The organism is Pelagivirga sediminicola (assembly GCF_003072125.1).
Taxonomy (GTDB): Bacteria; Pseudomonadota; Alphaproteobacteria; order Rhodobacterales; family Rhodobacteraceae; genus Roseovarius; species Roseovarius sediminicola.
Genome location: NZ_QCYH01000007.1, coordinates 109,703 through 122,478 on the forward strand (window position 1 = coordinate 109,703; position 12,776 = coordinate 122,478).

Consider the following 12,776-nt stretch of genomic DNA (forward strand, 5'->3'; position numbering starts at 1 on the left):
ATTTTCACTTCGGCCAGGGACGAACAACTGATGAGCAAGGATTCGCAGGGACGGGCCGCGATGTGCATCCTGCTCAACGAGGGGTCCGGCAAGCGCGAGACATCGGCGCGCGGTCGCATCGGGGCCGCCTTGCAGGCGCATGGGGTCACGGCGGATATCCGGGTGCTGGCCAAGGGGCCGGACATCGTGCCCGCCGCGCGCCGGGCTGTGAAGGAGGGCTATGAGACGATCGTCGCGGCAGGGGGGGACGGCACCATTTCCGCCGTGGCCAGCGTGCTGCGCGGCACGGACCGGGTGATGGGCATTTTGCCGATGGGCACGTTCAACTATTTCGCCCGCTCGCTGGACATCCCCGACGATATCGAGGGCGCGGCGCAACTTTTGGCCGAGGGCACGCAGCGCCCGGTGCGCATTGCCACCATCAATGAGCGGTCGTTCCTGAACAACGCCAGCCTTGGCGCCTATCCCGCGATCCTCAAGACGCGCGAGGATGTCTATCGCCGCTGGGGCCGCAGCCGGATTGCCGCCTACTGGTCCGTTCTGGTCACGCTGGTCACGCTGCGCCGTCCGCTGCATCTGCGGATCGAGGCGGACGGGCAGACCGTCGAGCGGCGCACGCCGCTGGTCTTTGCGGTGAACAATGCGTTCCAGCTGGACCAGATCGGGTTGCAGGGGCGGCAAGACATCGCCGAGGGTCGGCTGGCGCTGTTCGTCGCGCCGGACAGCGGGCGCTGGGGCATGCTGCGCCATGCGCTGTCGCTGGCGATGGGCAAGGCGCAAAACGAGGTGAATTTCGATCTGATCACGGGCTCGACCATCCGCATCGAGGCGCGTCACAGCCCGCGCGACATCGCCTGCGACGGCGAGCGTGCGCGCATGAAAGCGCCCTATATTCTCGGCGTTGACGAGGAGGCGCTGAGCGTCATCGTGCCGCAGTCGCGCAAGGAGGGCACGCGATGAGGCGCATCGTGCATCTGTCGGACCTGCATTTCGGACGCGACCGTCCCGAATTGCTGGAGCCGCTGCTGGCGGCGGTCAATGCGCTGGCGCCCGATCTGGTGGCGATCTCGGGCGATCTGACGCAGCGCGCCCGCGAAGGGCAGTTTCGCGCCGCGCGGGCTTTCGTGGACCGTATCGAGGCGCCGGTTCTGATCGTGCCGGGCAACCATGACGTGCCGCTGCACAACCTGATCGGCCGCGTGCTTTGGCCATGGCGGCAATACAAGCGGTGGGTTTCCAGGGAGCTGGAGCCGGAATTCCGCGATGACGAGATCATTGTTCTGGGCGTGAATACCGTCAACAACCTGGCCCATCAAAGCGGTCTTTTCAGCCGCCGCGCGCTCGGCCGGATCGGTGCCGCGTTTCGCGAAACCAAGGGCCGCCGCACCCGGATCGTCGTTGCCCATCACCCGCTGGAGCATCAGCCCGGCGAGCGCAAGAAGCGGATGCGCGGCGCGGATGACGCGATGGAGGAACTGGCCAGCCTCAAGGCCGACGTGATCCTGTCGGGCCATCTGCACAGCTGGCGCGCTGCGCCCTTCACCGAAAAGGAGGGGCGCAGCGCGGTGTTGCAGGTCCATGCCGGCACCGGCCTGTCCAGCCGCCTGCGCGGCGAGGAGAATGATTTCAACCTGCTGAAGGTGGATGGCGACGTCATTGACGTGACGCGCTACGTCGCCGCAGAGGGCGCCGCCGATTTCGCGGTGGCGCAGCGCTGCCGGTTCCGGCGCGGCGCGGGCGGCTGGGCGGCGCAGACGCTGGACGAGGGCGCCGCCGTCAGCGAATGAGCGCCTTGATCGCCGCCGCATGTTCGGGCGTGGCGGCAAGGCTGTGCTCGGCCAGCGCGTGCGCCTCGCTCAGCAGGTCGTCAGGTGCCACCAGCCTGTCGAAAAGGCCCCAGTGATGCGCCGTTTCGGCGTCAATGCGCGCGCCGGTCAGCAGGATCAGCTTGGCCCGCGCGGGGCCGACCAGCGCGGCAAGGCGCGCCGGATCTGACGGCTGCGGCAAAAAGCCGAGCTTCATCACCGGGTAGAACAGCTTCGCCCCCGGCACCGCCACGCGCAGATCGCAGGCCAGCGCCATGCCGATCGCGCCGCCCGCGACCGTGCCGTTCAGCGCGGCGACGGTGAGGCAGGGCAGGGCGGCCAGCGCTGATGACAGACGCTCCCACACCGCGCTGGTGGCAAGGCCCGCGCGGGCAGCATTCAGATCGGCGCCGGCCGAGAACACCTTGCCCGCGCCGGTCAGGATCAGCGCGCGCGCGTCCTGCGGAGCGGCGGCGGCGGCCTCGGCTATGTCTGCAAGCTCGGCCAGCATGTCCTCGGTCAGCGCGTTCGCCTTGTCCGGGCGGTTCAGCGTGGCGGTCCAGATGCCGCCCTCGCGGGCCAGGTCGATCACGCGCCGGCCTCCAGCCCGATGGCGGCGCGGATGTCCGGATCGCGCAGCGAAATCTCGCGGCCCAGATGCGCGTCGGCCTTGTCGCTGCACATCCACAGCAGGGCGCGCGCGGGCCATTCGGGTGGGATATGCTCGGACCAGTCCAGTCGGCTGACCGGGCTCACGCCGCTGGCCTTGATGTCGCGCTGCATGTCGGTCGCGACGGTGCCGGGCGACAGGCCCATGACGCGCAGGCCGTCCGCGCGCCCTTCCAGATCGGCGCTGGCGGTCAGCATGGCGGCGCCGGCCTTGGAGGCGCAATAGGCGCTCCACCCCTCGACGGGCCGGTGCGCGGCGCCCGAGGATACCGTCAGGATCGTGCCGCCTCCGGCGGCCTGCATCACCGGCATCGCCGCGCGCATGCCGTTATAGACGCCGGTCGTGTTGATGTTGATGGTGCCGGCCCATTCGCCGGGGTCGGACGTGGCCAGCGGCGCCATCGGGCCGATGATCCCGGCATTGCCGATCAGCACGTCAAGCCCGCCGTGATGCTCCTGCGCCCGCGCGACGGCGGCGTTGAGATCTTCGATTTGGGCCACGTCCCCCGCATGCGCGATCGCGCCCAGCTCCTGCGCCAGCGCCTCCAGCGGGCCGCGCCCGCGCGCCATCAGCACCAATCGCGCGCCTGCCTCGGCGAAAAGACGCGCGGTTGCCGCGCCGATTCCCTGGCTTGCGCCGGTGATCAGCACGCTTTTACCTGTCATGTTCATGGCTGCCCTCCCTGGCGTTGCCCCCTTCAGTAGCCATCGGCGCGCGCGGGGTCCAGCATTGGCCGATCTTGCCTGCGTCCCTTGACGCCGGACGCGGATCGCCCGAAGCTGCGCACAAGTTTTCAGAACGAAAGGGTTCACTATGACTGCATACCGATCCGCGGCTGCCATGACCGCCGGTGCCATCCTCACCATGACGGTCGGCACCGCCATGGCCGATGTGACGCCTCAGCAGGTATGGACCGACTGGAAGGCCTACATGACCGATTTCGGCTATGAGGTGGCGGCCAAGGAAACGCAGTCCGCAGAGGGCCTGACGCTGAACGACATCGTCATGACGTTCAACGATCCCAACCTGGACGCCGTGACCGAAGTGGCATTCCCCCAGATGTCGCTGCTTGATAATGGCGACGGCACCGTTTCAATCGAGTTTCCCCAAGAGCTGCCCGTCTCGATGACCACGGACGGGCCGCAGCCTGTCAGCTTTGATATGATCTACAAGTCCACGGGGATGGATCTGAAGGTCGCGGGCGACCCGGAGAAGATGACCTACACCTCCGTCGCGGAGGCGATCACCTTGACGATGGACGAGATGACCGTCGGCGAGGACACCGTGAAGTTCGACAAGCTGAGCCTCACGATGAACGATGTCGACAGCACGACCGTGTCGGAGGCCGGCGATTCGCGCGTCGTCAATCAGGTCGTCACCACGGGGCCCATGACCTATGAGGTGGCATTCGATGCGCCCGATGAGCCCGGCAACCGGGTGGAATTTTCCGGCATGACCGAGATGCTGAAGATGAACGCCGCGTCCAGCGTTCCGGCGCAGGTCGGTACGGCGGACATGGCGGCCGCCATCAAGGCGGGCTTTGCGTTGGACGGCAATATCGTCGCCGGTCCGGGAAGCAGCACTTTCGCGTTCACCGAAGAGGACAGCGTCACAAGCGGCACCACGAAAAGCGGCGGCGGCAACCTGGCCTTCATGATGGGGCAAAGCGGCATCGAATATGGCGGCGGCACCAGCGATCTGGCCGTCGAGGTCGTCACGCCGAACCTGCCGTTCCCGGTCACGATGGAAATGCAGGAGGCCAAGTTCGACCTTGTGATGCCGCTGATGAAAGGCGAAGAGCCGCAGGACGCGGCGCTGAGCTTCAACCTGAGCGAACTGACGCTGAGCGAGGCGATCTGGGCGATGTTCGACCCCCAGGGCAAGCTGCCGCGCGATCCCGCGACCGTCGCGGTGGAACTGGCCGCCAAGGTGCGTTTGCTGGGCGATCTGCTGGATCCCGCGATGATGGCCAGCTACGAGGAAGGCGATGAAGTGCCGGCCGAGGTGGAGGCGCTGACGCTTCAGAACCTGGTCGTGCGCATGATCGGGGCCGAGCTGACCGGCGCGGGCGATCTCACCTTCGACAATGACGACACCGAGACATATGACGGCATGCCCAAGCCTGTGGGCGACGTGCAGCTCAAGCTGACCGGCGCCAATGCGGTTCTGGACACGCTGGTCGAGATGGGCATGATTCCCGAAGATCAGGTGATGGGCATGCGCATGATGATGGGCGTGTTCGCCGTGCCGGTCGAAGGCGAGGACACGCTGAATTCCAAGATCGAGTTCACCGAAGAGGGGCAGATCCTGGCCAATGGCCAGCGCCTGAAATAAGGCATCTGTTTCCGGCGCGCGTCCCGGTGGGGCGCGGGCGTTCATGCGGGCCGGGGCCTTTCCCGGCCCGCAATGCGTGCTGCGCCTGCCGCCTCCCCCGTGCCGCCCCCCGTGCCTCTTGCGCCAGGCGGGCCTGCGGACTACCTCATGGCCCATGATTTGAAAGGCACCGCATGACGCTTCCTCCTCTTGACGATCTGGCCCGCGCCATTCTGGACGCCGCGCGCCGCGCGGGCGCCGATGCCGCCGACGCGATCGTGGCCAATGGCGCGAGTCAGGTGATCGACGTGCGCGGCGGCGCGCTGGAGCAGGCCGAGCGTTCGGAATCTGCCGATATCGGCCTGCGCGTGCTGGTGGGGCAGCGGCAGGCCAACATATCCTCCTCCGATATCCGGACGGAGACGCTGGATATCCTGGCCGAGCGCGCCGTCGCCATGGCGCGCGAGGCGCCCGAGGATCCCCATGCCGGGCTGGCCGATCCCGCGCAACTGGCGCAAGGCTGGGACATCGGCGCGCTGCAGCTGTGCGATACCGGCCCCGAGCCGGACCCTGCCGAGCTGCAGCGCCGCGCCGCCGCCGCCGAGGCCGCCGCGCTGGCGGTGCCCGGCGTCAGCCAGGTGCAGGCCGCCACGGCGGGCTATGAGTGGCGCCATGTGCGCCTTGCCGCCACGAACGGGTTTGTCGCCGATCACCAGCGCACGGACTGGTATGTCTCCTGCGCCGCCATCGCCGGGACCGGCGCGGGGATGGAGCGCGACTCGGACGGCGATGCGCGGATCTGGGACGCCGATCTGCGCAGTCCCGAGGATATCGGCGCCCGCGCCGGGCGCCGCGCCGCCGAGCGTCTGGGCGCGCGCCGCCCCAAAACCGGCGCCTATCCGGTGCTGTTCGACGAGCGCATTTCGACCTCGCTGATCGGTCATCTTCTGGGCGCGGCCAATGGCGCCGCCGTGGCGCGGGGCGCCACGTGGCTGCGGGATCGGCTGGGCAAACAGGTGTTGCCGGACGCCCTCAGCATCATCGAGGATCCGCACCGCCCGCGCGTGGCCGGATCGCGCCCCTATGACGGCGAGGGGCTGCCGACGCAGCGGCGCGCGATCGTGGATCGCGGCGTGCTCACCGGCTGGGTGCTGGATCTGGCCAGCGCGCGCCAGCTGGGGATGCACTCCACCGGCAATGCCAAGCGCGGCATGTCCGGACCGCCCCGTCCCGGCACGTGGAACATTGCGCTGACCCAAGGCGAGGCAACCCGCGACGATCTGATCGCGGGGATGGGCACCGGCCTGCTGGTGACGTCGATGATCGGCTCGACGATCAACCCGAACACCGGTGATTATTCGCGCGGCGCGTCCGGTTTCTGGATCGAGAACGGCGAGATTGCCTATCCGGTGAACGAGCTGACGATCGCGGGCAACCTGCATGACATGCTGATGCATCTGACGCCTGCCAATGATGCGCGCACGCACCTGTCCTCGGTCGTGCCGTCGCTTCTGGTGGAGGGCATGACCCTTGCCGGCGCGTGACCTGCCGCTGCTGATCGACGCCGCCCGCGCGGCGGGCGAGACGGCGACATCGTTCATCGGAGCCACCGTAAAACGCTGGGACAAGCCCGAAGATGCGGGCCCCGTGACCGAGGCCGATCTGGCCGTCAATGATGTGCTGGAGGCCAAGCTGCGCAGCGCGCGCCCGGCCTATGGCTGGCTCAGCGAGGAGAGCGCGCATGACCCCCTGCGCGCCGCCGCGCCGCGCACCTTCATCATCGATCCCATCGATGGCACGCGCAGTTTCATCGACGGCAGCCGCGCCTGGGCGCATGCATTGGCCGTGGTGGACGAGGGGCAGGTGACCGCCGCCGTCGTCTATCTGCCCATGCTGGACCTGATGTATGCCGCCGCCGCGGGAATGGGCGCGACGCTGAACGGCGTGCCGATCCACGCCAGCGTGACGGACAGTGTCGAGGGTGCGACCCTTCTGGCCGCGCGCCCGATGCTGGAGGCGCGCCACTGGCGCGGTGTGGTGCCGGCCTTCAAGCGCGAGCACCGCCCGTCGCTGGCCTATCGGCTCAGCCTGGTGGCCGAGGGGCGGTTCGACGCGATGCTGACGCTGCGCAAGACGTGGGAATGGGACGTGGCCGCGGGCGATCTGATCCTGCGCGAGGCGGGGGCGATCTCGACCGACCGGCGCGGGCAGCTCCTGCGCTTCAACAATGCGGTGCCGCAGGTGGATGGCATGGTCGCGGCGGGGCCGCTGCTGCATCGGCAGATGATCGGGGCGTTGGCGTAGATCCGCCCGGAATCAAGGGCGCAGCCCGCCGGGCGCGCGCCTGCCCGTCCGGCGGGCAGGCGCTTGGGAGACCGGATGTGTCGTTCAGATGTTGGAGCAGCTTGGCCGGCATAAGCTGTCTGTCATGACCGTTGCGACGCCAGCCCACGGGCAGGCGCTCGGCCGACTTACGTTGCATGACTTCACTTCTGCCCGATCTTCGGCTCCGTCCCGGCGCGCAGCCGCGCGATGTTCGCGCGGTGCCGCCAGAGGATCAGCGCCGCCAGCAAGATCCCCAGCGCCAGCAGTGACCAGTATCCCAGCAACAGCATCCACAGCGGCGCCGTCACCGCCGCGACCAGCGCCGACAGCGACGATATGCGCGTCACCAGCGCCGCCACCAGCCACGCAGCGGAGCACAGCAGCCCCACCGGCCACGCCAGCGCCAGCATCACACCCAGAAATGTCGCCACCCCCTTGCCGCCGCGAAAGCCCAGCCAGACGGGGAAACAATGGCCCACGAACGCCGCCAGCCCGGCCATTTGCGCCGCATCCCCGCCCGCCAGCCACCGCGCCAGCAGCACCGCCACCGCGCCCTTCGCCGCGTCCAGCAGCAGCGTTCCCGCCGCCGCGCCCTTGGACCCGGTTCGCAGGACGTTCGTCGCGCCGATATTGCCCGATCCGATGCTGCGCAGATCGCCAAGGCCGAGGGCGCGGGCCAGGATCATGCCCGACGGGATCGAGCCCAGCAGATATCCGGCAATCGTCCAGAAGATCAGCAGCGCGGCGGAGGTTTCAAACAGCGGCATCATTCGGCCTCGTATACATTTGCGCCGGCCACCCAGGTCGCCAGAACGCGGCCCTGCATCCTTGCGCCGTCAAAGGGCGTGTTCTTGGATTTCGAGCGCAGCGTCGCGCGGTCCAGCACGAAGGGCTTGTTCGCATCGAACAGCACCAGATCGGCGGGCGCGCCCGCCGCCAGCCGCCCCGAGGGCAGGCCCAGCCGCCTTGCCGGGTTCAGCGACAGCGCGCGAAAGAGCGTGGGCAGATCCAGATCGCCCGAATGATAGAGGCGCAGCGCGGCGGGCAGCAGCGTCTCCAGCGCGACGGCGCCTGACGCCGCCTCCTCGAACGGCAGGCGCTTGCTTTCCTCGTCCTGCGGGGTGTGCATGGAACTGATCGTGTCGATCAGCCCATCGCGCAGCGCGGCGATGACGGCGTGGCGGTCCTCCTCGCTGCGCAGGGGCGGCTTGACCTTGAAGAAGGTGCGATAGCCGGACACGTCCAGCTCGTTGAGGGTCAGATGGTGGATCGACGTGCCCGCCGTGATGTCCAGCCCGTTGCGCTTGGCGCGCTCCAGCGCGGGCAGGGCGCGGGCGGTGGTGATCTGGTCCGCGTGATAGCGCGCGCCGGTCATCTCCAGGAGCGCGATGTCGCGGTCAAGGCCCATCCGCTCGGCCATGGGCGACACGGCGGGCAGGCCGTAAAGAGACGCGAACTTGCCCGAGGTGGCGGCGGCACCGGCCGACAGCCCCGGCTCCTGCGGGTGGGCGATGACCAGCGCGCCGAGCGCGCGGGCATAGGTCAGGGCGCGGGCGAAGACCTTGGTATCCTGAACGACATGGTCGCAATCGGTGAAGGCCACGGCGCCCGCGTCCATCAGGAACCCGATCTCGGTCATCTCGCGGCCCAGGCGGCCCTTGGTGAGCGCCGCCATGGGCAGCACGTTGACCGGCGCCGCCTCGTTCGCGCGGCGGCGGGCGAATTCCAGCACCTCGGGGCTGTCGATGGCAGGCAGCGTGTCGGGGCGCGTCACAATGGTGGTGACGCCGCCCGCCGCAGCGGCCAGCCCGGCGGAGCGATAGCTTTCCTTGTGGCGCTCGCCCGGCTCGCAGACCTTCACGCCGATATCGACGATCCCGGGCGCCAGATGTTTGCCGCCCCCGTCGATCACGCGCGCAGCCTTTGGCGCGGGCCCGCCATTGCCGTCCGGCAGGATCGCCGCGATGCTGGCGCCGTCCAGCAGGACGCTGCCGCGCGCTTCCGTCCCGGCTTCGGGGTCGATCAGGATGGCGTTGGTGATGAGGGTCTGGGTCATGGAATACCGCCGGGATTTCGCTGACGCGTTTCTAGGACATAAACTGCGGCGGTGAAACCTCTTGCGCCCCGCCGCATACGGCGTGCCTAGCCCGCCACACCGGCCGCCGAGGCGATGCGCGCCTGCGCCGCGGACCGGTCCGGCAGGAATTTCAGCAGGTATTTGTCGCCAGACCGGGTGATGACCTGCACCGCCGAGCCGATCCCGCGCACCTTGCCGATATCGCTCAGCGCGACCGCCGTGGGGCCGGGGCCCAGCAGGCGGCGGTCGGTCAGCTGCCATTCGGATTTCAGCGCATCGGTCGACAGATAGAACGCGCGCAGCGCAATCGCGGCCAGCCCGCCGACGGCGCCGGTCCAGACATGCGGATTGCCCAGCGCCGCCAGGATCGCCATCCCTGCCGCCATTGCCGCCGCCGCCATCCACGCGTGATCGCGCCAATAGGCGCCGCGATCGGCGCGGAAGGTCTGGCGCACGGTCTCATCCGCTGCCAGCGGCGGCAGCGATTGGCGCAGCTCGATCTCGCTCACGCCGCGATCCACACCATGACGGCCACCAGCACCGCCAGAACCAGCAGGACGATCATCGCGATGCGCCCCGACATGGCCGCATCCGAGGGCTTCTTGCGCGGCGCCTGCGCTTCCGGCTCGGGCTGTTGTGGCTGGGCCGAGGCATCGGGCAGCGCGCCGAAGGTGATCGGGCTGCGTGCCTCGGAAAAGCTGGCAATGAGGCTGAGGGGCGCGCGCGGGCTGAGCGTCTGCGCCGTGCCTGCAAAGGCGCGGGAGGTGACGACCATCACCGCGCCGGTCTGCGCGGCCAGCCGCTCGCGCATCGGGGCGAGCTGGTCCTCGGGGATGGCGTGCCCTTCGGCCAGATAGCCGGGCAGGCCGACGCCGGTCAGATCGGCGGTGTCGAAGACGTCGATATGATCGGGATCCAGCGTCTCGGCCCCCAGCGCGTCGCGCAGGGGCCAGCGGTCGTTGCGGGCCGTGAAGGTGGCAATCTGGTCGGCGGGAATATCCACCGCGAAGACGCGCACGACGCCTGTCTCATGTGCCGTGATTTCGATCTTGTCGCTCATGCCATTACCGTTTCCGTGGTTGCCCGGCTGCGCAGGTTGCGCGCCAGAAGGTCCATTGCCGCCATGCGCACCGCCACGCCCATTTCCACCTGCTGCTGGATGACGCTGCGGCGCAGGTCATCGGCCAGCTCGCCGTCGATCTCGACCCCGCGGTTCATCGGGCCGGGATGCATGACGATGGCGTCGGGCGCCGCATGGGCCAGCTTTTCGGCGTCGAGCCCATAGCGGTGGTAGTATTCACGCTCGGACGGGATGAAACCGCCGTCCATGCGCTCGCGCTGAAGGCGCAGCATCATTACCACGTCGACGCCCTCCAGCCCCTTTTTCATGTCGTCATACACTTCGGTGCCGAACTCGGCGATGCCCGCGGGCATCAATGTGGGCGGGCCGATCAGGCGGATGCGGTTCTCCATCTTGCCCAAGAGGATGATGTTGCTGCGCGCCACGCGGCTGTGGGCGATATCGCCGCAGATGGCGATGTTCAGCCGGTGCAGCCGCCCCTTGGCGCGCCGGATGGTGAGCGCATCCAGCAGTGCCTGCGTAGGGTGCTCGTGGCGCCCGTCGCCCGCGTTCAGCACGGCGCAGTTCACCTTCTGCGCCAAGAGGTTCACCGCGCCCGAATGGGGATGCCGCACGACCAGAAGATCGGGGTGCATCGCGTTCAGCGTCATGGCGGTATCAATCAGCGTCTCGCCCTTCTTGATGGAACTGGCCTGCATCGCCATCGACATCACGTCGGCGCCCAGACGCTTGCCCGCCAGCTCGAAACTGGCCTGCGTGCGGGTAGAATTCTCGAAAAACATGTTGATCTGGGTGAGACCGGCCAGCGCATCGCCGTATTTCGCCGCGCTGCGGCCGCGATCGGCGTATTGGTCGGCCAGATCGAGGATCGTGGTGATGTCACGGGGGGCCAGAGGCTCGATCCCCAGAAGGTGGGCGTGGTCGAAGGACAAGGCGCGGCTCCGGGTTGGGTGCGCTCGTGTTATCGCATGCGGCGCGGCTGCGTTCAATCGGCAAGCCCCGGGGGGCGCGGCGGGCGCTGCGATTTGAGTATTTGCCCCAGGATGAAGACCGGGGCGGCGCATTGTCCGCTTTCGCCGGTGGCGGAGGCGGAGTAGCCTTGGCGCATGGATTCGGCATTGGATTTTCATACGCTGCGCAGTCTGCTGGAATGGCAGATCGAGCTGGGCGCCGACGAGGCGATCGGGGACGCGCCCGTGAACCGGTACGAGACGCCCGCCAAGGCGCCGCAGGCGGCCCCGCCAGCGGCGGCTGTGGCTGTGGCGGCGACATCTCCGTCGCGCGGCGCCGAGGGCGATGCGGTCGCCGCGGCGCGCAAGGCCGCGGGCGCGGCGCGCGATCTGGAGGGGCTGCGCGCGGCGCTGGGGGCCTTTGAACATTGCGAACTGAAGCGCGGCGCGCGCAATCTGGTGTTTTCGGACGGTGTGCCGGGCGCGCGGGTGATGATCATCGGCGAGGCGCCGGGGCGCGAGGAGGACCGCGCGGGCAAGCCTTTCGTCGGGCAGGCGGGGCAGTTTCTGGACCGGATGCTGGGCGCCATCGGGCTGAGCCGGGACGAGAATGTCTATATCACCAACGTCATGCCGTGGCGCCCGCCGCATAATGCCGATCCCAAGCCGGACGAGATCGACATGATGCGCCCCTTTGTCGAGCGTCACGTGGCCCTGGCGGCGCCCGATCTGCTGATCGTGATGGGCAATGTCAGTTGCCAGACGGTTCTGCAGACGCGCGGCATCACCAAGCTGCGCGGCCAATGGGCCGAGGCGTGGGGCAAGCCCGTCATGCCGATGGTGCATCCCGCCTATCTGCTGCGGACCCCGTCGGCCAAGCGTGCGGCATGGGCCGACCTGCTGGCGGTTCAGGCGAAATTGCGGGAGGGGGTGGCGTGATCGACCCTTGGGTCTTGCTGGCCTTCGTGCCTGCCGCGCTGGCGTTGAACCTGACGCCGGGGGCGGACATGATGTTCTGCCTCGGGCAGGGCCTGCGCGCCGGGCCGCGCCCTGCAATGCCGCCAGCGCCGGCGTGGCGCTGGGCGTTCTGGTGCATGCGGCGCTGGCGGCGCTTGGGCTGGCCGCGCTGGTGGCGGCGGTGCCGTGGCTGTTTGACGTGATCCGCTGGATCGGCGTGGCCTACCTGATGTGGCTGGCGCTGGGCGCGCTGCGTGCGGGGCCGATGCGCGCCAAGGGGCGCGCGATGAGCGCGGGCCGCGCGTTCCGCGAGGGGCTGGCGGTGAACCTGACCAATCCGAAGGTGATCTTCTTCGTGCTGGCCTTCCTGCCGCAATTCGTCGATCCGGCGCGCGCCTTGCTGCCGCAATTCCTAGTGTTCGGCGCGATACTGGGGTTCGGCGGGCTGATCATCAACGGCGCCGTCGGCGTGTTCGCCGGCAGTCTTGGCCGCCTTGTCGCCGGATCCGAGCGCTGGAACCGCGGTCTGGGCCTTGCCTCGGCGGGGATATTCACCGCGCTGGCCGTGCGGCTGGCGATACTGGAAAGGGCGTGACAG

The 12,776-nt window shown here is 68.7% G+C and carries 13 protein-coding genes and 1 pseudogene; 7 read left to right on the plus strand and 7 right to left on the minus strand.

Going from position 1 to position 12,776, the window contains the following annotated elements; translation table 11 throughout:
- The first annotated feature begins 30 nt into the window (after positions 1 to 30).
- Together DC366_RS13040 and DC366_RS13045 are read left to right on the plus strand one after the other, a co-directional pair.
- A complete protein-coding gene (locus DC366_RS13040) occupies positions 31 to 960 on the plus strand; it encodes a diacylglycerol/lipid kinase family protein (protein WP_108692656.1) in 930 nt (309 codons plus the stop codon).
- On the plus strand, positions 957 to 1,787 hold the full coding sequence (locus tag DC366_RS13045; RefSeq protein WP_108692657.1) for a metallophosphoesterase family protein: 831 nt from the start codon (positions 957 to 959) through the stop codon (positions 1,785 to 1,787). Before DC366_RS13040 ends, DC366_RS13045 begins: the two co-directional genes overlap by 4 nt.
- On the opposite strand, the gene DC366_RS13050 is transcribed toward DC366_RS13045, so the two are convergent.
- Both DC366_RS13050 and DC366_RS13055 read right to left on the minus strand, forming a co-directional pair.
- A complete protein-coding gene (locus tag DC366_RS13050; RefSeq protein ID WP_108692658.1) occupies positions 1,777 to 2,397 on the minus strand; it encodes an enoyl-CoA hydratase/isomerase family protein in 621 nt (206 codons plus the stop codon). The two genes, DC366_RS13045 and DC366_RS13050, sit on opposite strands and share 11 nt — an antisense overlap.
- Entirely contained in the window at positions 2,394 to 3,146 is a 753-nt protein-coding gene (locus tag DC366_RS13055; RefSeq protein ID WP_108692659.1) for an SDR family oxidoreductase, read from the minus strand. Before DC366_RS13055 ends, DC366_RS13050 begins: the two co-directional genes overlap by 4 nt.
- A gap of 142 nt (positions 3,147 to 3,288) precedes the next feature.
- On the opposite strand from DC366_RS13055, the gene DC366_RS13060 reads away from it, so the two are divergent.
- The 3 genes from DC366_RS13060 to DC366_RS13070 all read left to right on the plus strand — a co-directional run bounded on the left by DC366_RS13060 (position 3,289) and on the right by DC366_RS13070 (position 7,092).
- Complete coding sequence (locus tag DC366_RS13060; RefSeq protein ID WP_108692660.1) at positions 3,289 to 4,809, plus strand: DUF2125 domain-containing protein; 1,521 nt, start codon at positions 3,289 to 3,291, stop codon at positions 4,807 to 4,809.
- A 173-nt stretch (positions 4,810 to 4,982) separates the two neighbouring features.
- On the plus strand, positions 4,983 to 6,332 hold the full coding sequence (locus DC366_RS13065; protein ID WP_108692661.1) for a TldD/PmbA family protein: 1,350 nt from the start codon (positions 4,983 to 4,985) through the stop codon (positions 6,330 to 6,332).
- Positions 6,319 to 7,092, plus strand: coding sequence for a 3'(2'),5'-bisphosphate nucleotidase CysQ (locus tag DC366_RS13070; protein ID WP_108692662.1), 774 nt, complete (start codon positions 6,319 to 6,321; stop codon positions 7,090 to 7,092). Before DC366_RS13065 ends, DC366_RS13070 begins: the two co-directional genes overlap by 14 nt.
- Positions 7,093 to 7,274: 182 nt before the next feature.
- Here DC366_RS13070 and plsY read toward each other — a convergent pair whose 3' ends face one another.
- From plsY to DC366_RS13095, 5 genes are all read right to left on the minus strand, one after another.
- The gene (gene plsY, locus DC366_RS13075) at positions 7,275 to 7,880 is read right to left on the minus strand and encodes a glycerol-3-phosphate 1-O-acyltransferase PlsY (RefSeq protein ID WP_108692728.1); all 606 of its coding nucleotides are present in this window, start codon (positions 7,878 to 7,880) and stop codon (positions 7,275 to 7,277) included.
- Positions 7,880 to 9,169, minus strand: a complete 1,290-nt coding sequence (gene pyrC, locus DC366_RS13080; RefSeq protein WP_108692663.1) for a dihydroorotase — start codon at positions 9,167 to 9,169, stop codon at positions 7,880 to 7,882. The genes plsY and pyrC overlap by 1 nt, the downstream gene beginning before the upstream one ends.
- Before the next feature lie 86 nt (positions 9,170 to 9,255).
- On the minus strand, positions 9,256 to 9,699 hold the full coding sequence (locus tag DC366_RS13085) for a hypothetical protein (RefSeq protein ID WP_108692729.1): 444 nt from the start codon (positions 9,697 to 9,699) through the stop codon (positions 9,256 to 9,258).
- On the minus strand, positions 9,696 to 10,250 hold the full coding sequence (locus tag DC366_RS13090) for a hypothetical protein (RefSeq protein WP_108692664.1): 555 nt from the start codon (positions 10,248 to 10,250) through the stop codon (positions 9,696 to 9,698). Before DC366_RS13090 ends, DC366_RS13085 begins: the two co-directional genes overlap by 4 nt.
- Positions 10,247 to 11,203, minus strand: coding sequence for an aspartate carbamoyltransferase catalytic subunit (locus DC366_RS13095; RefSeq protein ID WP_108692665.1), 957 nt, complete (start codon positions 11,201 to 11,203; stop codon positions 10,247 to 10,249). Before DC366_RS13095 ends, DC366_RS13090 begins: the two co-directional genes overlap by 4 nt.
- Positions 11,204 to 11,377: 174 nt before the next feature.
- On the opposite strand from DC366_RS13095, the gene DC366_RS13100 reads away from it, so the two are divergent.
- The gene (locus DC366_RS13100; protein WP_108692666.1) at positions 11,378 to 12,160 is read left to right on the plus strand and encodes a uracil-DNA glycosylase; all 783 of its coding nucleotides are present in this window, start codon (positions 11,378 to 11,380) and stop codon (positions 12,158 to 12,160) included.
- A pseudogene (locus DC366_RS13105) lies at positions 12,157 to 12,773 on the plus strand (LysE family translocator). Before DC366_RS13100 ends, DC366_RS13105 begins: the two are co-directional and overlap by 4 nt.
- Positions 12,774 to 12,776 lie beyond the last annotated feature (3 nt).

Coding starts and splice junctions, on each gene's coding strand:
- DC366_RS13045 (WP_108692657.1), top strand. CDS start 957: ATGAGGCGCATCGTGCATCTGTCGGACCTGCATTTCGGACGCGACCGT.
- DC366_RS13060 (WP_108692660.1), top strand. CDS start 3,289: ATGACTGCATACCGATCCGCGGCTGCCATGACCGCCGGTGCCATCCTC.
- DC366_RS13040 (WP_108692656.1), top strand. CDS start 31: ATGAGCAAGGATTCGCAGGGACGGGCCGCGATGTGCATCCTGCTCAAC.
- DC366_RS13100 (WP_108692666.1), top strand. CDS start 11,378: ATGGATTCGGCATTGGATTTTCATACGCTGCGCAGTCTGCTGGAATGG.
- DC366_RS13065 (WP_108692661.1), top strand. CDS start 4,983: ATGACGCTTCCTCCTCTTGACGATCTGGCCCGCGCCATTCTGGACGCC.
- DC366_RS13090 (WP_108692664.1), bottom strand. CDS start 10,250: ATGAGCGACAAGATCGAAATCACGGCACATGAGACAGGCGTCGTGCGC.
- pyrC (WP_108692663.1), bottom strand. CDS start 9,169: ATGACCCAGACCCTCATCACCAACGCCATCCTGATCGACCCCGAAGCC.
- DC366_RS13055 (WP_108692659.1), bottom strand. CDS start 3,146: ATGAACATGACAGGTAAAAGCGTGCTGATCACCGGCGCAAGCCAGGGA.
- plsY (WP_108692728.1), bottom strand. CDS start 7,880: ATGCCGCTGTTTGAAACCTCCGCCGCGCTGCTGATCTTCTGGACGATT.